Genomic DNA, 18,628 nt, shown 5'->3' on the forward strand with positions numbered 1-18,628 from the left:
CATTTTCCCGTTACTACAAAGTATTTAAGGAATATCGATCATGGCTGCTAAAGAAGTTAAATTCGGCGACTCCGCCCGCAAGAAAATGCTCACTGGCGTCAACGTACTGGCTGACGCAGTAAAAGCGACCTTGGGCCCGAAAGGCCGTAACGTGATCATCGAGAAGAGCTTCGGCGCTCCGACCATCACCAAGGACGGCGTTTCCGTAGCCAAAGAAATCGAACTGGAAGACCGTTTCGAAAACATGGGCGCGCAGCTGGTCAAAGACGTTGCCTCCCGTGCCAACGATGACGCAGGTGACGGTACTACCACCGCGACCGTACTGGCTCAGTCGATCGTCAATGAAGGCCTGAAGTCCGTTGCTGCCGGCATGAACCCGATGGACCTCAAGCGCGGCATCGACAAGGCGACCATCGCCATCGTCAAAGAGCTGAAGAACCTGTCCAAGCCATGCGCCGACACCAAGGCCATCGCTCAGGTAGGTACCATCTCTGCCAACTCCGACAGCTCCATCGGCGACATCATTGCCGAAGCCATGGAAAAAGTCGGTAAAGAAGGCGTGATCACCGTTGAAGAAGGCTCGGGCCTGGAAAACGAACTGTCGGTTGTAGAAGGCATGCAGTTCGACCGTGGCTACCTGTCCCCGTACTTCGTCAACAAGCCGGACACCATGGTTGCCGAGCTGGACAGCCCGCTGATCCTGCTGGTCGACAAAAAGATCTCCAACATCCGCGAAATGCTGCCAGTACTGGAAGCCGTTGCCAAAGCCGGCCGCCCACTGCTGATCGTGGCTGAAGACGTTGAAGGCGAAGCCCTGGCGACTCTGGTTGTGAACAACATGCGTGGCATCGTCAAGGTTGCAGCCGTCAAGGCTCCAGGCTTCGGCGACCGTCGCAAGGCCATGCTGCAGGACATCGCCGTTCTGACCGGCGGTACCGTTATCTCCGAAGAGATCGGCCTGAGCCTGGAAAGCGCCACCCTGGAAAACCTGGGTAGCGCCAAGCGCGTGACCCTGTCCAAGGAAGCCACCATCATCGTTGACGGTGCTGGCGTTGAAGGCGACATCGAGTCCCGTATCGCTCAGATCCGTGCCCAAGTTGCCGAGACTTCCTCGGACTACGACCGTGAAAAACTGCAAGAGCGTCTGGCCAAGCTGTCTGGCGGCGTTGCAGTGATCAAGGTTGGCGCTGGCTCCGAAGTTGAAATGAAAGAGAAGAAGGCCCGCGTTGAAGACGCCCTGCACGCAACCCGTGCAGCCGTTGAAGAAGGCGTGGTACCTGGCGGTGGCGTTGCGCTGATCCGTGCTCTGGAAGCCCTGACTGGCCTGACCGGCGACAACGCTGATCAGAACGTCGGTATCGCTGTACTGCGTCGTGCCGTTGAAGCACCGCTGCGCCAGATCGCTTCCAACAGCGGCGACGAGCCAAGTGTTGTGGTCAACGAAGTGAAGAACGGCAAAGGTAACTACGGTTACAACGCTGCTACCAGCGAATACGGCGACATGGTCGAAATGGGCATCCTGGATCCAACCAAGGTGACTCGTTCGGCTCTGCAGGCAGCCGCTTCGATCGCTGGTCTGTTGCTGACCACCGAAGTTGCGATTGCCGACAAGCCTAAGGCTGAAGGCGCTGGCGGCGGTATGCCAGACATGGGCGGCATGGGTGGCATGGGCGGCATGATGTAAGCCAGCCTTACCCGGCGCTATAAAAAGCCCCGCCTGCAGTGATGCAGGCGGGGCTTTTTTATGCACGGCTGTGTGCTGGACCTGTGGCGAGGGAGCTTGCTCCCGTGATGGCCTGACAGTCGACGCTGATCTAGCTGATGCACCGCGATCCAAATGTGGGAGCTGGCTTGCCTGCGATGGCGGCCTGACAGTCAACACAGTTGGATTGTGTACATATCCATTTCTGCGGTAACGGCCACTTAGGGTTCCGCTCTGACAGCCAGCCCTTTCAAGGTCTTTTCGTTTTGGCAGCCTTGATTACCCTGTCCGTTGAAACATGCGCATTCACCGCCTTGCCTTGCACCCATGTCTTGGGTTTAGGCACCTTGGGGCCGCGGGGACTTTTCGCAACTTGTTTGGGTTGGATGTTTCTGGCCAGCTCCAACAAACGCTGGGCCAACTTTTCCACAGGGATGGCGGGAAGATATTCCGAGGGAAGTGCAATCTGCATTCCCTCATAACCACTCCTGACCTGGACCGCCAAGTGATAGATCGAGGCTTCCCAGCCATCAGGCTGGGTCTCCCGATGGGCTTGCTCCACGCTTCGCTTGAGTACGGCCAGGACGTTGTAGGCCAACACTGCCGTAGTGAACCCGAGCAAGGCGGCCTTTGGGCTGCCGAGAGTTTCGATTTCACTTTCCAGGATCGCTTCCAGTCGCTGGAACATACCTTCAATGCTCCAGCGGCGGCGATAGAGTTGCGCGATCTGCTCAGCGCTGACGCTTTCAGGCAGGTTGCTCCAGAACATCAAGCTGCTGTCACCCGAGTCTGTTGGCGAATGAAGCGTCAGTTCGACGCGCCGACATTGGTAACCGCCTCTGACCTGGATGATCTGCTCACGCACAGAGCCTGTTTCCACAGGCACGGGTTCTTGCCACTCACCCTCTTGAATCAGGCGTGGATGTTTGGCTTGCTGGCGAATGACAAAGGACGTCTGGACCTGCTCACAAGCTTCCATTACCGGAAGCGTGCAGTAGAGTCGGTCAGCCAGCCACACCTGGCCCGGTTCAGCATTAGCCAACAGAGGCAACACGCAAACGCGCTCGCTGGCGTAGGCATCCTCACATGCCTGAAGGTCGATGACCTGATCGAGATCAGGATCGTAGACCACTACCGAAAAACCGGGACGAGCCGCACCTCGCTCCTGGCGTAAAGCCCCCAGACGCTTCTCAGTGGATGCCAGGTGATTGCCATCTACCACGCGAACCTGCCAGTCCGGCAGCATCGTCGTGCAACCCAGTTCTTTGATTGTTGGAGTCAGTCGTTGCGCACTACCGGTGACCAGAGCGCGCAATAGCGCGGGTTCAGTACGACTGATTTTGTCGTAGAGCGCCGCCAAGCTGACAGGGAGATCTTCCAGTTGCCGCGCGGCGGCGTGCAGGGATGGCTTCAAGCCCAATGAAACAAGGGACATCAGCTTGATTATGGTCGAGAACAGTAGTTCACGAGAATACTGCCGTTGCCGATGTTCTTCGAAGACCTGATCGACCCACTCAGGGGCAATAGCTTGTTCCAGCGCCAATTTGGCCATGACGCTGGCAGGTGCTTTTTTCTCGAAACGCGCTAGAACATCGGCCCACATCGTTTGGGATCCCTGAATGAAATTTCAGGGGATTTTACCGAAGACCTTGAAAGGGATGGCTCTGACAGCGGGTCACTTTTGGAAAAGAGCCCCAAAAGTAACCAAAAGGGCTCTTGCCCCACCACTCGGCACCTCGCCTAGGCTCGGTGTGCCCGTAATCCGCCAGTGATTTGGGGGGCCGCCGCCACGCGCCATCCATGGCGCGGGGCGGCTAAACCGGCATCCCTGCCGGTTTACCCCCCAAATCCCTGTCGAATTCCGGCCAGCGTGGTTTGACGGGGCGCTTAAGATCAAAATCAAAAGCAGATCAAGAGCAGATCAAGAGCGACTCGCTTCGCATCGTGGTTACCGTTGGCTTTCGCAGGCAGCCCTAATGGCTTTTTTGTAGGAGCGAGCTTGCTCGCGAAAAACTCAAAGGCGCCGCGTTCATTCAGCAAGCACGCGTTATCGTTGAAGCTTTTCGCGAGCAAGCTCGCTCTTACAGAAAGCTATGACCGTTGCCGTGCAGGCCGGTACAGCAACAAGCAGTACAACCCCAGGCAGATCAGCCAGCAAAAAATCGCTGTCCAAACATTGTGGGAAAAAAAGTGCGCCCCTTGCAGCATGCGGCTGACTGAAAACACGCTGCCCAGGCTGACAGCAAAGATGAACGCGTAGCGCGCCAGTCGTGGCCGTCGATCCCGCAGGGCGAAGAACCAGGCGAACAAGGCAAACCCGGTGGCGGCATGCCCGCCGGGCCAGCAGCGGCCGGGTTTATCGGTCGGCGGGCGCGGGCTGAGCAGTTCGCTGTAGGTTTCCTGGCCGCCGAATTCCTTGAGGCTCCAGGGGCATTGCACGGCGGTGATGGTTTTCAATGGCGACACGAACGCCGTCGCCATGCCCAGCGACAGCACCAGGCACACCAGTTCACGGCGGTACGGTTTGAGCCGCTGCAGGATAAAGCTGCCGACCAGCCCCAGAATCGCCAGTACCGAAAACAGGATCACCAGTTGCTTGGCACGGTCATGCAGGATGTCTTCAAGGAAGAAGCTATAGCGGCCAATGAAGCCGCCAGCCTCTGCGCTGTAGAAATGCCTGGCCAGGTCCATGTCCAGTGACGTCAGTTCCAGCAACAGCAAGGCCACTGCAGCGCTGGCAGGCAGGCCCAGGCACAGCCAAAAATTAAGCGGTTTGGAAACCGGTAAAGAGGAGGGGGATTTCATCTCGAACCTTGGTGAAAAAGCCCCGTGCTACCTGCACGGGGCTTTTTGATTAGCGTTTGCTTAAGACGGGAGCCTCTTCCTTGGGCGCTTTCCAGCTCAGCAGTTGCTGTTTGTAGCCATAACTGGCGGCCTGGTAGTAGGTGATCGCCCGTTGGATCAAGGGGTCATCGCTACCGACGCGCAGCTCCTGGCTCTCGCCCAGGGCCTGGTCGTGGCGACGCAAACCTTGTCGCGGGCTGAGGATCGCCAGGTCCTTGCCATCAAACAAACCCAGGTGCTGGTAATTGCCCACCACCACCCGTGGAGGCAATGGGTTGTCTTGCAGCAGGTTGCGGCCAAAGAATGTCGATTCGTAGCTCAGGTTGAGCAGGCCCAGCAAGGTCGGCGCCAGGTCGATTTGGCTGGACAGTTGGGCGGATTCTCGTGCGTCGATCAGCTTGGGCGCGTAGATAAACAGCGGAATCTGGTAGTTGGTGATCGGCAGGTCTTCCTTGCCGGCGCTGCCAGCCGTGTGGTCGGCGACGAACACGAAGATCGTGTTATCGAACCAGGGCTTCTGGCGGGCCGCCTCAAGGAACTGGCCGATGGCGTAGTCGGTGTATTTCACTGCGCCGTCGCGGCCCTTGCCGGACTTGATGTCGATACGCCCGTCCGGGTAGGTGTAGGGGCGATGGTTGGAGGTGGTCATCAGTTGCAGCAAGAACGGCTGTTGCTTGGCGTAATCAGCGTCGGCCAGTTTCAAGGTCTGTTTGAACAGGTCTTCGTCGGCCATGCCCCAGGCGTTTTTGAATGAGATTTCTGCTTCGGGCACGCTGCTCTGGTCCACCACCCGATAACCGTTGCCGCTGAAGAACGCGTTCATGTTGTCGAAGTAACCGCGCCCGCCGTAGACAAACACGCTGTCATAACCGATGGCCGAGAGCTGTTGACCCAGGCTGGCGAACCCGCTTTCGCGGCCGATGCGCTTGACGATCGAACGCCCTGGTGTCGGTGGAATTGCCAGGGTAATAGCTTCCAGGCCGCGGTCGGTGCGCGTACCGGTGGCATAGAAGTTATTGAAGTACAGGCTCTGTTGGCGCAACGCATCCAGATTAGGTGTGAGGTTGCGCGCATCGCCATTGCTGCCCATGTACTTGGCGCTGAAGCTCTCGATGGTCACCAGCACGATGTTGGGCTTGCGCAGTGTGCCGGGGTTGGTGATGGCACGGCGAATATCCAGCGGGTCCTGGTCGATAAAGCGGGCGTTGGGCTCACTGAGTTCGGCGCGCAACTGCTTGGCGACGACATCGGTCGGCAGGCTTTTGTAGAACTGGGTGTAGTCCAATTCGTTGTTACGGAACGCGGCAAAGAACTGATAGGGGCCGTTGCTGGCCAATTCGTTGTTGTACGCGTTGCCGCCTTGGGTGCGCGGGCTGTCCTGGCTGACCAGTTGCAGGCTGAGGCCGGCGAGCACCAGCAGGCCCAGGGCGTTGACCAAACGGCCACGCAGCGCAGGCAAGGGCGCTGCCAGCGCGGCATTGAAGGGCTTGCGCAGAGCCACGCTCAGAATCAGCGCCAGCATCGCCAGCAGGCTCAGCAGCTTACCGATCGGGTAAGACTCCAGCAGGTTGTTCAGTACCTCATCGGAATACACCAGGTAATCGACGGCGATAAAGTTGAAGCGCACGCCAAACTCATCCCAGAACAGCCATTCGGCCACCGAGGTGAACAGCATGGCGAACAGGCTGACGGTCAGCACCGCTTGCAGGAACCAGCGATGGCCACGGCGGCGCCACAAGGCAGGCGGGCAGAGCAGCAGATACAGGCCAAGCGGCAAGGCTGCATAGGCCAGGAAACCCAAGTCGTAGAGCAAACCGACACCAAACACCGGCAACAGGTTGCCGCTGACTTCATCCAGGTGGGTAATGAGCAGCACGCTGCGGGTGAGCAGGAAAACCACTAACCAGGCACCGGTGATCAACAGCAAATAGCGCATTGGCGCTGTTTTGAAAAAACCCATGTCTAAGTTCCTTATATCAATGGGGGGCGATCTTCGTCCTGGCACTGTAGTTAGTTTGTGAAGCTATAGTGAAAAACTTGTTTGGCTTTACAAACAGTTGAAAACCTTTATCGACGGGGCTCTCACCTCTATCCCTGAGCCCCGCTTGGCCTTAAGCTGCGCGAGCCAACACGGCCGTTACCGCGTACGGAGACACTGCCCATGCGAATTCTATTGGTTGAAGACAACCGCGATATCCTCGCCAACCTGGCCGATTACCTGGGGCTCAAAGGCTACACAGTGGACTGTGCGCAGGACGGTTTGTCGGGCCTGCACCTGGCGGCCACCGAGCATTACGACCTGATCGTGCTCGATATCATGCTGCCCGGCATCGATGGTTACACCCTGTGCAAGCGCCTGCGCGAAGACGCGCGCCGCGACACACCGGTGATCATGCTCACCGCTCGCGACCAATTAGACGACCGGCTGCAGGGCTTCAAGTCTGGCGCCGATGATTACCTGCTCAAGCCGTTCGCCTTGTCGGAACTGGCCGCGCGTATCGAAGCGGTGTTGCGCCGTGCTCAGGGCGGCGGGCGTCGTGCGCTGCAAGTGGGTGACCTGAACTACGACCTCGATACGCTGGAAGTTACCCGCGAAGGGCGCCTGCTCAAGCTCAACCCGGTGGGCCTGAAACTGCTCGCCGTGCTGATGCAGAAAAGCCCGCATGTTTTGCGCCGTGAAGTTCTCGAAGAAGCCCTGTGGGGCGACGACTGCCCGGACAGCGACAGCCTGCGCAGCCACGTTCATCAACTGCGCCAAGTGATCGACAAGCCTTTCGCCAAACCGTTGCTGCAAACGGTGCACGGTGTGGGTTATCGCCTGGCCGAGGGTCGTGATGGAGTTTAAGCAAAGCCTTGCCCAGCGGATCATCATCGCTTTCGCCTTGATGAGTGCGTTGGTGGCGGGGGCCTTCGCCGTGGGCATCATTGCGACGGTGCACCTGGTGGAGGAGAAGTTGATCTCGGCGGGCCTGGGCGGTGACCTGCAACGCCTGTTGCTGATGGACAGCGTCGAAGACTGGAGCCACCGGCCAGAGCCGGACCAGCTGTTTTATTTCAGCGGCGGGCGTGGCGATTTTGAACTGCCCAAGGATCTGCGCCATCTGGACCCAGGGTTTCATGAGGTGTTTCGCGAGGCGCTGTCGTACCACGCCATGGTTGAAGTGGTTGATGGTCGGCGTTATGTGTTGCTGCAAGACCAGAGCGATTTCGAAGAGCGTGAGCGCGTGCTGTTTGCGGTGGTGCTGGTGGGCTTCGTGCTCAGCCTGGCGCTGGCGGCGTTCCTCGGCTGGGTGCTGGCCCGCAAGGTGATGGCGCCGGTGGTACGCCTGGCTCGCCAGGTCCGTCATCGTGACCAACTGTTAGGCCTGGCTCCGCCCCTGGCGCCGGATTACGCCGCCGATGAAGTGGGCGAGCTGGCGGTGGCGTTCGACGCCACCCTCGGCCGTTTGCGCCAGGCGTTGTCGCGCGAGCAGCTGTTTACCAGCGATGTGAGCCATGAGTTGCGCACGCCCTTGATGGTCCTGGCCAGTTCCTGCGAACTGCTGCGCGAAAACCCAGCCATCGATCAACGAGGTCGCAACCAGGTCGAGCGCATTGCCCGTGCCTGTGAAGAAATGCGCGAGCTGGTGCAGACCTTCCTGATGCTGGCCCGCGCCAAACACGACGACGCTGCCAGTTCACCCCAGGGCAACCTCACCCAGGTGGCCGAAGACCTGCTCGGTATCTGGCGCGAGCCCATCGAGAAAAAAGGCTTGGCGTTGATCTACCTGCCAGGCAACCCCCTGGACACCCGCTACAACACCACCTTCTTGCATGCGGTGATGGGTAACCTGCTGCGCAATGCCCTGCATTACACCGAACACGGGTTTATCCGCCTGACGCTGGAGCCCAGTGGCTTCGTGGTGGAGGACTCCGGTGTCGGCATCCCCGAAGAGAAGCGCGAAGCGATGTTCGAGCCGTTCGTGCGCGGTAGCGAGAAGCGTGGCGAGGGCCTTGGCCTCGGCCTGTCGCTGGTGCAACGGATCTGCGAAAGCCAGGGCTGGAGCGTAAGCCTGAGCACCATGGAGCCCAATGGCTGCCGTTTTCATGTGGAGCTCAACCCAGTCAAAACCTGACCCTTCAGTCTGTCGCTTTGCTGATGCAGACTGCCTGCTTTTCGGCGAAGATGGCCCGGTGCTACTGAATGTTTCTGTAAAGTCTTGAAATGTATGCAGTTGGACAGGACAAGATTTTCACAACGAGTTGACCTGTTGATCACAGTTCGCTGCTTAAGGTCGTAGGCATCAGTTACTGGAGACGTAAGATGCCTTCCCCGATCAAGCTGGAATTTTCTGACAAGTACGACGATCAACACGCGCAGAAATATTTGCTCAAGCATCAGGACAATCTGGCTCGCCGGTTGTCCCACAAACGCGACGAGCAGTTGGCGCGCGGCGCATTGGCCATGGCCGGTGAGCCGGGCCTGGTGTTGGACCTGCCGTGTGGCGCTGGACGCTTCTGGCCGTTACTGGCCGAAAAACCCAACCGTGTGATTATCGGAGCTGACAATTCGGCGTCGATGTTGAAGATCGCCACCGCTGCCCAACCGGCAGATGTGGTGAAACGGGTACGCCCTTTGCAGACGTCGGCCTTTGATATCGATTTGCCAGATAATTCCGTCGACAGTATTTTCTGCATGCGCTTGATGCACCACATTGGTGAACCGGAGCACAGGCTGACAATACTGCGCGAGTTTCAACGTGTTACCCGCGACAGCGTGATTATTTCGCTGTGGGTAGACGGCAATTTCAAAGCCTGGAAGCGCAAGCGCAGCGAAGTGCGTCGTCGCAAAAAAGGTGAGCAGGAAGGTTACCAAAACCGGTTTGTGTTACCGGCTGCTACTGTCGAGGCAGAATTCGAGCAGGCCGGTTTCCGTGTTCAGGAATCCCTGGACTTCATACCGCTCTACGCCATGTGGCGAGTGTATGTATTGCGCAAGAGGTAACAGGATGGCAGTTGAGTGCGTAGTAGGCAGTCATGTAGCTCCCGAAGAACGATTTGATTTTTTCTGGCGTCAGCAAGGTGAATGGGTGGAAGAACCCAACCGTCGCCGTGGTGGTGAAAGTGGCGTGCAGCGGGTGATCAGCCCTAACGGTCGCTTGCTCTATTGCAAGCGCCAGACCGGCCACATTTACCGCAGTTGGCTGCACCCCTTCGGGCGTCCGACCGTGCTGCGTGAGCGTGATGCCCTCAAAGGCCTGCGTTTGCTGGATGTGCGTGTGCCGGAACTGGTGTTTTGCGAAGCGCGTCGCGACCCCGAGCACCAGTGGAAAGCCCTGTTGGTGACCGCGTCACTGGACGGTTTCGACGAGATCGAAAACTGGTACGCCGCCGGTGGTCGCCAACAGTATGGCGAGGCGGTCCATGAGCGCCTGCTGCAAGAGTTGGCTGGCACCTTGGCCCGTATGCACAAAGGCCGCTGGCAACACGGTTGCCTGTATATCAAGCACATATTCGTGCGGGTGACCGGTGAGCCTGATGCGGCGACAGTGGAAGTGGCCCTGCTGGACTTTGAGAAATGCCGCCAGCGCCTGACCGCTTATCGGGCCGCGTCCCACGACATGCTGCAATTGCGTCGCCATTCGTCGTGGAATGACACCGACTGGAAAAAACTCAGCTACTTTTACGAGACGGCGTTTGGCAGCGCTATCAAGGGTTTAACCAGATGAAGCTAGAAATAGCACGAGGTTTGTTTCTGGTCGGGGCATTGGGTGTTGCAGCCCTGGCCCTGGCGGTATGGGAACAACCTCGTACACAAGTGTTGAGTGCGGTAGACGGTGGCGGGCAATGCCTGCTGCCACGCATTGCCAAGACGAGTGTGGCGGCCAAGCCCGACCATGAATTGCTGTTATTCATGTTCGGCATGTCTCAAGCGATGAGGCCGCAAAGTTGAAACGATTGACCCCCAAAAGGGCCTTGCGATGCAAGGCCCTTTTTTTGTGCCTGACACCTCAACTGTTGTAGGAGCGAGCTTGCTCGCGAAAAACCCACAGACGACACGTTCATTCAGGATGGGCGCGTCATCGTTCCCACGCTCTGCGTGGGAATGCCTCTTGAGACGCTCTGCGTCTCGTCCGATCAGCCACAAAAGGGTAGTTTCAGACCAGGTGCAGGTGGTTATCCCAGAACCCCGCCGGTAACTCCAGGGGGGTTGCCAGTAACTTTTCCTGGCGGCAGTCATAGAAGCGGCAACGCCCCTGACCCGATGTCACCACAAACCCATCCGCCACCGCGCCCACCCCCGCACAGTCCGGCAAGGGCCCATCCAGGCGCAGTTCGGCGGTGTCCATGTCCCAGATAAAAAAGCGGTTGCCCCGCGGTGCCGTCAACGCCACCAGGCGCAGTTCGCTGTGCACCGCCACGCTGGCGGTGTAATGCCCCATCGCCTGCAACTGCTCATCGGCCACCGGGAACGCCACGAACGGCTGCCCCGGGCGCTTGATCGCAAGCAACTCGGAACGCTCTTGGGACGGGCCCATGAACTGCTGCCCGGTGAGGATGGTGCCATCGCTGGCTATGCCCATGTGCCGCACGCTGTTCATCTGCTGGGCCAGGGTTTCCTTGCTGATCAGGCTGCCGTCGCGGCGCATCAGCACCAGGCTCGGCTCCATGGCATTGAGGTTCATCTCCACCCGGCTTTCGGCTTCGGTGCGAATGCCACCGTTGGCCACGATCAGCGTCTCGCCGTCGGGCATCCACGAGACTTGATGCGGGCCGATGCCGTGGGTGGATATCTCGCCGCTGTGCACCAGCCGCTCACCTTCGAACTTATACACACCCAACAGGCCACGGCCAGGGTCGGAGGTGTCGTTCTCGGTGGCGTACAGCCAGTCGCCGCTCTTGTGGATCACCGCATGGCCATAGAAATGGCGGTTGGCGTTCGAGGTGATGGTTTGCAGCAGCGCGCCATCGCGCAGGTCGATCAGGTAGCTCTCGGTGCCTGGGCGACGGGCGACGAACAGCGCAATCGGCAAGGTCGGGTGGTTGATAATGTCATGGCAGCGCTGGCCGACCTGGGTGGCAAATACCGGCTTGCCGTCCAGGCGATAGCCGACAGCGTAGTGCTTGCCGTCGGCATCATCGCGCGCCGACAGCAGCAGCGGGCCTTTGTCTTTGTGCTTGAACAGCGTCCAGCCACCCAAGGTGATAGCGCTGAGCAGCACGCTGCCCACCGCCAAAGCCTGTCGCCTGAGCATCATCAGTCACCGTCGTTGGCGTTAAAGCCCAGTTGTACGCCCAGCGCCTTGGCCAGTTCGCCTTCGTGCAGGCGGTGGACCACGTTGAGGCTGTCGTAGATGTCGTTGAGTTGCTGGCGCCCGGCGTCGTCATTCAACAGTTCGTTGAGGGTGCGCTGGTTGCTGGCGAACAGTTTCAGGGACGCTGCGTAGGCGGCGTCGATTTTCTCGGCCAGTGGCTTCTGGTCCGCCGGCAGCAGGCCACGCAGGCCTTTGTTATCGACGCCCACCCATACGGTTTGAGCGGCGGCAAGGCTGGCTTCCAGGCTTTGCAGGGACGACTGGCTGCGCCAGGCATCAGCCTGGAACGGTTGCGGGATACCCTTGGTCTGGCGGCCCATCGGGGTGCCGAGCTTTTTCTTCAGGGTGTCCAGGGCGGTCACTTGCACGCGCAGCAGGTCGGCGATGGCTTCGTGGGAATCAGCGTAGCGCTGGTTCGGAAACTTGGTCATCTGCGCGAGCATGCCGTCGGTGCTGTTCCAACTGGCCAGGATCTCTTCGGCCAGGACTTTCTGGCGTTCACCGATCGCCATCAGCAGCGGGCAATAGCGCGCTTTCTGGGCGTCGTCGGCGACGTCAGGCTTGGCGTCGTAAAGGATGTATTCGTACGCCGACAGGCCCTGTACCACCACGCTGGATTTCGCCAGGGCGGCGGCGTCGATCTGCGGCTGGGCGCTGACCAGTTGCTCGACCTGACGGCCTACCAGGTTCTTCTTGTCTGGCCAGAACTGCACCTGCCACGCCCGGTTGCCTTCGGCCAGCGGGCCGATCAGCAGCGGTTGCAGCTCGGCCCAGGCTTTTTGCGCGTGCAGGAAGTCGGCGCGGGCGGTGTCCAGGCTTTCCTTGCCTTGGCAATAGGCCAGGGCGCTGACGGCCAGTTGACGGTCGGCCTCAACCCAGCGGCTGTAGGTTGGCAGGATCACTTGCTTGGCGATGGCTGCCGAGGTCACGGCTTGCGGATCTTGGGGCGAGCAGGCGCCCAAGGCCAGGGCGGCGAGGCTGGTGAACAACAACTTGGGACGAAACATGTCGAGCTCCCTTCTGTAAGTGGGGCAAAGCTTATAAAGAATTCAGGAACGCCAGCAACGCGGCACGCTGCTCGGCATTGAACGACAACACATGTTGCTGCGCCGCTTGGGCTTCACCGCCATGCCACAGCACGGCCTCAAGCAGGTTGCGGGCGCGGCCGTCATGCAGGAACTGGGTGTGGCCACTCACGGTTTGCGTCAGGCCGATGCCCCACAGCGGCGGGGTGCGCCAGTCGCGGCCGGTGGCTTTGAATTCGCTACGGTTGTCGGCCAGGCCTTCGCCCATATCGTGCAGCAGCAGGTCGCTGTAAGGGCGGATCACCTGGTTGGCCAGTTCAGGTTCGGCGGCGTTGGCGGCCGTGGTGAAGCTGGGCTTGTGACAGCCCTGGCAACCGGCCTGATAGAACAGGCTCTTGCCGGCCAGTACCTGCGGCGTGTTGACGTCTCGGCGTGCGGGCACAGCAAGGTTGCGGGTGTAGAACAGCACCAGGCGCAGGATGTTATCGCTGACTTCCGGCTCACCCTCGGGGCCATTGCCGTTGGGCGCCTGTTTGCAGGCCACTTGGGCGTCGGTGCAGTCATCGAAGGGTCTCAGGGACGTGGTGAGGCCCATATCACCAGAAAACGCGTGAACGTTTTGTTGATTGAGGTTGGGCTGCCCGGCTTTCCAGCCAAAACGCCCGAGGACAGTTTTGTTCTGGGCGTCATCCCAGACCCAATTGGCACGGCCGACGATGGCCTCTTTGTCGGCGGTCTTGGGGTTGGTATTGCGCAGGATATCGGCATCGCTGATCGCTTCGAGCAGGCCCAGGCCAATCATCGGCGGGGCGATACGCGCCGAGAAGCGCGTGTCGGGGTGCATCGGGCCGTAGCCGAGTTGGGTGATCTGCAGGTCGGGCTTGCGCAACTCGACCAGCGTGCCGTCCTTGAACCTGACGTTGACCGGTGTGTAGTCGACCCTCACCTTGCCTTCCGGCGCGACGCCGGGCACGGCCATGTCCTGGAGTTGCCCGCCGTAGACCGGCTCGGGCACTACGCCAATCTGTTCGATGAGCTTGGCGTAGGCTGACTGCTCTGCAATAGAGGGATGGATGGACAGGCGCACCAGCATCGAGACGGCATTGGGCGCGTCAGGCAGTGGCGGGTGGCCACGGCCATCCTTGATATGGCAGTTCTGGCAGGCGTTGGTATTGAACAGTGGGCCCAGGCCATCGCGCGCCGTGGTGGTAGACGGCGCAATCACCCACGGGTTGCGAAAGAAACTGTTGCCGACGCTGAAGTCCAGGCGCCGCGTGGGCGCCAGGTTGGCCGAGGGCAGGGAAAAGGCGTTCTGGTCGCGCTTGTTTACCGTCGCCGCGCCACCGGCCCGCGATTCACCCGGCTCTGCTTTCGTGAAGCGAGGGGCGTCATCGCAAGCAGTCAGGCTTAAAGCCATCAACGCTGCAGGCAGGTACAAAAGCGCACGGAACATCGAGATTCCTGGACGAGGGCAGAAAATTAAGGCGCAAAGTCTAACAGGGCAGGGCAGATTGAATAAGAGCAATTATCGTTTGGTGGCATCCCGATTCTTTCCCGTTAGAATGACCGCACATTTTTTTATGGAGGTGGCCAATGCAGGCTCTCGACGCTTTGCTCAACCGTGTTTCCGTGCCGCGTTTGCTCGACCCGGCACCGACCCAGGAGCAGCGCGACCTGCTGTTCGCCGCCGCCATGCGCGCGCCCGATCACGGCCAACTGCGCCCGTGGCGTTTCCTTACCGTGGAAGGTGCAGCGCGTGAGCAGATGGGCACGCTGTTGGCCGAAGCCGCCCGCCTGCAGGACGCCGACGCACCGCAAGCCGCCATCGACAAAGCCCAGAACGGCCCGCTGCGTGCGCCGCTGGTGGTGGTGGTGATTGCACGCTTGCAAGAGCATTTCAAAGTGCCCAAGTCCGAGCAATTGCTGGCCGCCGCCTGTGCGGCCCACGGCATTCTGCTGGCGGCGTATGCTCAGGGTATTGGCGCGGTGTGGCGTACCGGCGAATTGTCCTACTCGGCTCACGTTGCCAAAGGCCTGGGGCTGGCGGCGAATGAAGAAGTGATTGGCTTTCTGTACCTGGGCACGCCGCAGAACCCACCGCGTACGGCGCCGAAGGAAGACCTGACGCCGTTCGTCCAGGCCTGGCCCGGCCGGTAATTCACCACTGTCCTGCTCTATGTAGGAGCGAGCTTGCTCGCGAAGAACTCACAGACGCCGCGTTTATTCAGGAAGCACGCGTTATCGTTGACGTTTTTCGCGAGCAAGCTCGCTCCTACAGGGGGCAATGTTTTCAGGACCGAATCAGACCCTGAACTGATCCATCAACTTCATTTGCTGGCTGGCCAGCGCATTGAGCTGGCTGCTGATCGCCGCTGACTCGGTAGCCTGGCCGGTGAGGGTTTCAGTCACGGTACGAATCGCCGAGACGTTGCGGTTGACCTCTTCGGCCACCGCGCTCTGCTGTTCGGCCGCGCTGGCGATTTGCAGGTTCATGTCGCTGATCACCGTGACCGCGTCGCTGATCTTGCCCAGGGCTTGCACGGCTTGATGGATCTGCCCGGCATTGCTCTGGGCCTGATGCTGGCTGGAGTGCATGGTCGCCACTACGCCACGGGTGCCGCTCTGGATACGTTCGATCACCAGGCGGATTTCTTCCACCGAGTCCTGGGTGCGTTTGGCCAGGTTGCGGACTTCGTCGGCCACCACCGCAAAACCACGCCCGCTTTCCCCGGCGCGTGCCGCTTCAATCGCCGCATTCAACGCCAGCAGGTTGGTCTGTTCGGCAATGCTGCGGATCACCTCCAACACTGAACCGATTTGCTCACTGTTGACTGCCAGGGCTTCGACTTCGCCCACGGCTTTGCTGACTTCGTCGGCGAGGGTGGTGATATCGCGGGTGCTCTGCTCGATGATCGACATGCCCTCGCGTGCCGACTGGTCGGCGCCGCGTGCCGCGCTGGCGGCATTGGAGGCGCTGTTGGCCACGTCGTGGGCGGTGGCGCTCATTTCGTTCGACGCGGTGGCGACCTGGTCGATTTCACGGAACTGCACTTGCATGCCTTCGCTGGTCTGGCGCGCAATGGCGGACGACTGATCGGCCGTCCCGCGGGCTTCGGTGATGCTTTGCTTGATCTGCGCAATGGTCGGCTGCAGCTTGTCGAGGAAGCGGTTGAACCAATTCACCAACTCGCCCAGTTCGTCTTTCTTGGCATAGGCCAGGCGCTGGGTGAGGTCGCCGTCACCGCTGGCGATGTCCTTGAGCATGGCGGCCACGCTATTGATAGGGCGGGTCACGCCTGTAGCGGTCAGCCAGATCAGCAGCAAGCCCAGCAGGCCAGCGGCGGCGGCCACCAGCAGGGCTTTGAGCGTGCCCGTGGCCTGGGCCTCGTCGAGCACGGCTTGGAGTTTTTCGTTGTCGGCCAACATCACCGCTTTGGGCAGCTTGATCACCACGCCCCAGGATTTGGCACCGGCAATCGGCTTGAGCGGGTACACGGCACGAATGGTGTCTTCCTGTTCGCGGATAACCGGCCGGTCATTGGCCAGCAGTTGCACGATCTCCTTGCCTTCGGCGCCGATGCTGTCGATCAGGTTCTTGCCGACTTTGCCTGGTTCACCGCTGTAGGCGGCGATCAGGCCGGTGCTGGACAGAATCTCCAGGTGGGCGGCACCGTTGAACAGGTCTTTTTGCGCCGCATCGGTGGTCGCTTGCAGGGCGGTGAGGGCGATATCCACGCCGATCACACCGATGACTTTGCCGTCGCCGATCAGCGGCAAGGAAATGGTGGTCATCAGTACCGGTTTGCCGGCCACCGTGTCTTCGTACGGGTCCAGCAGGCAAGTGCTGCGCGTGTCTCGTGGGCAGGTGTACCAGATGTTGTAGGGCGTACCGCTGAGGTTGAGGGTGGTCTTGGTCAGGTCATCTTCGACCATGATGGTGTTCTGGCCTTCGCCGCCAGCCCGGCTCCAATAGCTGGAAAACCGGCCTTTTTCATTGGAGACGCGCGCCTTGTCGTCGATGAATTCGCTGTCCTTGCCATCCAGCCCGTTGGGTTCGAACGACAACCAGATGCCCAGCACCTTGGTGTTGCGCTCGAACGCGGTTTTGACGCTGCGGTTGAGTTCTTCACGCAGGGCTCCAGCTTCCAGGGAACGCTGGGTGCCCAACTGACGCAAGTCTTTGATCTGGTCGGCAAGGGCGGTGATTACCAGCAGGTTTTCGCCGAAGGTCTTCTGCAGTTGCGTGGCCTGTTCGGCCGCTTTGGATTGCAGCAGTTGCTCCACGCTGGCGGTGAGCATTCGTGAGCTTGAATCACTGACCAGTCGATCGTTCTGGTTGGTGTTGTAGATATTGATGCCGACCACCAGTGCAATCACACCCAGCAGACACAGGCCGGACAGCAACACGATTTTCAAGCGGATGGAGAGGGTGTCGAACATAGGTTCACTCACGAATGGACTTGTTGGAATGCACGCAAACGCGCCAAGTCCCTTCGGCGTCATGCCTGAAACATCGGCGTCACACATCAATTCATGAGAAATAGGCGATGAGCGGTAGGAAAACGCCTACGCGCAGCTTCAGACGGGCCGTGCCAGCTGTTCGGGGCGGGACCAGATCCACAGGTTGCCCAGGCTCATCCCGACAATCGCCAGGTACACCGGCCAGCCGTGATCGAGCATCACCAGCATCAACACGGCGCACAGCAACATGCTCACGGTGGCGCTGACTTTGGCGCGGCGGGCGATAATCTTGCCATTGCGCCAGTTGGACAGGATCGGGCCGAACAGGCGATGGTTTTCCAGCCACGCGCTGAGGCGCGGCGAGCTTTTGGTGGCGGCCCAGGCGGCGAGCAGGATGAATTCGGTGGTGGGCAACCCCGGTATCACAATCGCCACCAAGCCGATCCCCAGGCTGACGTAGGCCAGCAGGCCAAAGAGGACTTGGGCGATTTTCGAGGAGGATTGGGGTTTGCCGGTCATGCTGCAGTTTTCTGGTGGGAAGGTTTACACATTGTTAGCCATGAAATGCACTCAACTGTGGGAGCAGGCAAGCCAGCTCCCACATTGAACCGCTGTCTACCGGAATACTTATGCTAGTTCCGGGGCGCTAGCGTACGCCTGTTCCAGCAACACGGTGAAGCGCACAAACGCATCAATCGCGCCTTTTTCCACGGCAGCTTCTTCTTCGGCACTGAACTCCAGGCCGTCGAGGGTGCGGGTGAAACTCTTCCAGCCCTCGGCGCGACCACCGGCTGGCTCGCCCAGGTGGCGCGCACCGAAGGTTTCACTCAGGCCCAAGCCCACGGCGCGCTTGATCAGGAACGCAGCGCCCAGCTTGGAGCCTTCGGAGACGAACAGCCAGCCCAAAGCTTCGGCTTTGCTGGGGGTGTTCACCGCGCCGGCAACCGGGGCCGGGATTTCGGTGTCCAGGTCTGCCAGGTCGAGCTTGGCCGCTTCGGCGCGGCAGCGGGCGGCCAGGTCAGGGATGATCTGGTTCAGCTCGGCATCGTTGTACAGGGCCACCAGTTCCGATTGGAACAGGTATTGGGCCACCACGAAGCGGGCGAAGTTGGCCTGGGTTTCGAACGGCGCGTGAGCCTTCACCAATGCGTCGAGCTTGGTGTGCGGCTCGTTGGTGATCTGGTTCAGGCGTTGGGAGCGCAGGCTTGGGCGTTCTGCGGTGGAAGAAGCGGTCATGAAAAAAGTCCTTGAGAAGAGAAGCGCCTGGGTGCCCTTAAAGAGAGCTGTTATCAACTAGACGA

16 protein-coding genes and 1 pseudogene are annotated in these 18,628 nt (G+C 60.0%); 7 read left to right on the plus strand and 10 right to left on the minus strand.

Annotated elements, in window-relative coordinates:
* The first annotated feature begins 40 nt into the window (after positions 1-40).
* Complete coding sequence (gene groL, locus CRN80_RS15080; protein WP_032895444.1) at positions 41-1,684, plus strand: chaperonin GroEL; 1,644 nt, start codon at positions 41-43, stop codon at positions 1,682-1,684.
* A 268-nt stretch (positions 1,685-1,952) separates the two neighbouring features.
* Here the strand turns inward: groL and CRN80_RS15085 are convergent, their stop codons facing one another.
* From CRN80_RS15085 to CRN80_RS15095, 3 genes are all read right to left on the minus strand, one after another.
* A complete protein-coding gene (locus CRN80_RS15085) occupies positions 1,953-3,254 on the minus strand; it encodes an IS4 family transposase (protein ID WP_098952559.1) in 1,302 nt (433 codons plus the stop codon).
* Between the two features lie 539 nt (positions 3,255-3,793).
* Complete coding sequence (locus CRN80_RS15090; protein WP_034134540.1) at positions 3,794-4,507, minus strand: phosphatase PAP2 family protein; 714 nt, start codon at positions 4,505-4,507, stop codon at positions 3,794-3,796.
* Between the two features lie 49 nt (positions 4,508-4,556).
* A complete protein-coding gene (locus CRN80_RS15095; RefSeq protein ID WP_098950473.1) occupies positions 4,557-6,506 on the minus strand; it encodes an LTA synthase family protein in 1,950 nt (649 codons plus the stop codon).
* A 201-nt stretch (positions 6,507-6,707) separates the two neighbouring features.
* On the opposite strand from CRN80_RS15095, the gene colR reads away from it, so the two are divergent.
* The 5 genes from colR to CRN80_RS15120 all read left to right on the plus strand — a co-directional run bounded on the left by colR (position 6,708) and on the right by CRN80_RS15120 (position 10,478).
* Entirely contained in the window at positions 6,708-7,391 is a 684-nt protein-coding gene (gene colR / locus CRN80_RS15100; RefSeq protein WP_003193936.1) for a two-component system response regulator ColR, read from the plus strand.
* Positions 7,381-8,661, plus strand: a complete 1,281-nt coding sequence (locus CRN80_RS15105; RefSeq protein WP_003193935.1) for a HAMP domain-containing sensor histidine kinase — start codon at positions 7,381-7,383, stop codon at positions 8,659-8,661. The genes colR and CRN80_RS15105 overlap by 11 nt, the downstream gene beginning before the upstream one ends.
* Positions 8,662-8,849: 188 nt before the next feature.
* Positions 8,850-9,530: a class I SAM-dependent methyltransferase gene (locus tag CRN80_RS15110; RefSeq protein WP_098950474.1), complete on the plus strand. Its 681-nt coding sequence runs from the start codon at positions 8,850-8,852 to the stop codon at positions 9,528-9,530.
* A gap of 4 nt (positions 9,531-9,534) precedes the next feature.
* A complete protein-coding gene (locus CRN80_RS15115; RefSeq protein ID WP_003193933.1) occupies positions 9,535-10,254 on the plus strand; it encodes a lipopolysaccharide kinase InaA family protein in 720 nt (239 codons plus the stop codon).
* Positions 10,251-10,478, plus strand: coding sequence for a hypothetical protein (locus CRN80_RS15120; protein ID WP_003193932.1), 228 nt, complete (start codon positions 10,251-10,253; stop codon positions 10,476-10,478). Before CRN80_RS15115 ends, CRN80_RS15120 begins: the two co-directional genes overlap by 4 nt.
* Before the next feature lie 205 nt (positions 10,479-10,683).
* Here CRN80_RS15120 and CRN80_RS15125 read toward each other — a convergent pair whose 3' ends face one another.
* From CRN80_RS15125 to CRN80_RS15135, 3 genes are read right to left on the minus strand one after another with little or no spacing between them, the layout of a single operon-like run.
* On the minus strand, positions 10,684-11,781 hold the full coding sequence (locus tag CRN80_RS15125) for a DUF1513 domain-containing protein (protein WP_032897789.1): 1,098 nt from the start codon (positions 11,779-11,781) through the stop codon (positions 10,684-10,686).
* A 2-nt stretch (positions 11,782-11,783) separates the two neighbouring features.
* On the minus strand, positions 11,784-12,848 hold the full coding sequence (locus CRN80_RS15130; RefSeq protein ID WP_003193930.1) for an imelysin family protein: 1,065 nt from the start codon (positions 12,846-12,848) through the stop codon (positions 11,784-11,786).
* A 31-nt stretch (positions 12,849-12,879) separates the two neighbouring features.
* A complete protein-coding gene (locus tag CRN80_RS15135) occupies positions 12,880-14,319 on the minus strand; it encodes a di-heme oxidoredictase family protein (protein WP_098950475.1) in 1,440 nt (479 codons plus the stop codon).
* 140 nt (positions 14,320-14,459) lie between these two features.
* On the opposite strand from CRN80_RS15135, the gene CRN80_RS15140 reads away from it, so the two are divergent.
* Positions 14,460-15,023 carry an NAD(P)H nitroreductase gene (locus tag CRN80_RS15140; RefSeq protein WP_003193928.1) on the plus strand — a complete coding sequence of 188 codons (564 nt, stop codon included), beginning with the start codon at positions 14,460-14,462 and terminating at the stop codon, positions 15,021-15,023.
* 144 nt (positions 15,024-15,167) lie between these two features.
* Here CRN80_RS15140 and CRN80_RS32120 read toward each other — a convergent pair whose 3' ends face one another.
* The 4 genes and pseudogenes from CRN80_RS32120 to CRN80_RS15155 form a co-directional block, all read right to left on the minus strand.
* A complete protein-coding gene (locus CRN80_RS32120) occupies positions 15,168-15,923 on the minus strand; it encodes a methyl-accepting chemotaxis protein (protein WP_370706227.1) in 756 nt (251 codons plus the stop codon).
* A 150-nt stretch (positions 15,924-16,073) separates the two neighbouring features.
* Positions 16,074-17,393: pseudogene (locus tag CRN80_RS32125) on the minus strand (cache domain-containing protein); the annotation flags it as partial.
* 51 nt (positions 17,394-17,444) lie between these two features.
* Positions 17,445-17,846 carry a YbaN family protein gene (locus CRN80_RS15150; protein WP_098950477.1) on the minus strand — a complete coding sequence of 134 codons (402 nt, stop codon included), beginning with the start codon at positions 17,844-17,846 and terminating at the stop codon, positions 17,445-17,447.
* Positions 17,847-17,954: 108 nt separating this feature from the next.
* Positions 17,955-18,563 carry a biliverdin-producing heme oxygenase gene (locus tag CRN80_RS15155; RefSeq protein ID WP_098950478.1) on the minus strand — a complete coding sequence of 203 codons (609 nt, stop codon included), beginning with the start codon at positions 18,561-18,563 and terminating at the stop codon, positions 17,955-17,957.
* Positions 18,564-18,628: the final 65 nt, after the last annotated feature.

The sequence above is a fragment of the Pseudomonas sp. FDAARGOS_380 genome, assembly GCF_002591235.1.
In the GTDB taxonomy this organism is placed as follows: Bacteria; Pseudomonadota; Gammaproteobacteria; order Pseudomonadales; family Pseudomonadaceae; genus Aquipseudomonas; species Aquipseudomonas salmasensis.

Excerpts from the sequence above, each read along its gene's own strand:
- groL (WP_032895444.1), top strand. The coding sequence starts at position 41 with ATGGCTGCTAAAGAAGTTAAATTCGGCGACTCCGCCCGCAAGAAAATG.
- CRN80_RS15130 (WP_003193930.1), bottom strand. The coding sequence starts at position 12,848 with ATGTTTCGTCCCAAGTTGTTGTTCACCAGCCTCGCCGCCCTGGCCTTG.
- CRN80_RS15150 (WP_098950477.1), bottom strand. The coding sequence starts at position 17,846 with ATGACCGGCAAACCCCAATCCTCCTCGAAAATCGCCCAAGTCCTCTTT.
- colR (WP_003193936.1), top strand. The coding sequence starts at position 6,708 with ATGCGAATTCTATTGGTTGAAGACAACCGCGATATCCTCGCCAACCTG.
- CRN80_RS15105 (WP_003193935.1), top strand. The coding sequence starts at position 7,381 with ATGGAGTTTAAGCAAAGCCTTGCCCAGCGGATCATCATCGCTTTCGCC.
- CRN80_RS15095 (WP_098950473.1), bottom strand. The coding sequence starts at position 6,506 with ATGGGTTTTTTCAAAACAGCGCCAATGCGCTATTTGCTGTTGATCACC.
- CRN80_RS15155 (WP_098950478.1), bottom strand. The coding sequence starts at position 18,563 with ATGACCGCTTCTTCCACCGCAGAACGCCCAAGCCTGCGCTCCCAACGC.
- CRN80_RS15085 (WP_098952559.1), bottom strand. The coding sequence starts at position 3,254 with ATGGCCAAATTGGCGCTGGAACAAGCTATTGCCCCTGAGTGGGTCGAT.
- CRN80_RS32120 (WP_370706227.1), bottom strand. The coding sequence starts at position 15,923 with ATGCAAGTGCAGTTCCGTGAAATCGACCAGGTCGCCACCGCGTCGAAC.
- CRN80_RS15125 (WP_032897789.1), bottom strand. The coding sequence starts at position 11,781 with ATGCTCAGGCGACAGGCTTTGGCGGTGGGCAGCGTGCTGCTCAGCGCT.
- CRN80_RS15110 (WP_098950474.1), top strand. The coding sequence starts at position 8,850 with ATGCCTTCCCCGATCAAGCTGGAATTTTCTGACAAGTACGACGATCAA.
- CRN80_RS15115 (WP_003193933.1), top strand. The coding sequence starts at position 9,535 with ATGGCAGTTGAGTGCGTAGTAGGCAGTCATGTAGCTCCCGAAGAACGA.
- CRN80_RS15120 (WP_003193932.1), top strand. The coding sequence starts at position 10,251 with ATGAAGCTAGAAATAGCACGAGGTTTGTTTCTGGTCGGGGCATTGGGT.
- CRN80_RS15140 (WP_003193928.1), top strand. The coding sequence starts at position 14,460 with ATGCAGGCTCTCGACGCTTTGCTCAACCGTGTTTCCGTGCCGCGTTTG.
- CRN80_RS15135 (WP_098950475.1), bottom strand. The coding sequence starts at position 14,319 with ATGTTCCGTGCGCTTTTGTACCTGCCTGCAGCGTTGATGGCTTTAAGC.
- CRN80_RS15090 (WP_034134540.1), bottom strand. The coding sequence starts at position 4,507 with ATGAAATCCCCCTCCTCTTTACCGGTTTCCAAACCGCTTAATTTTTGG.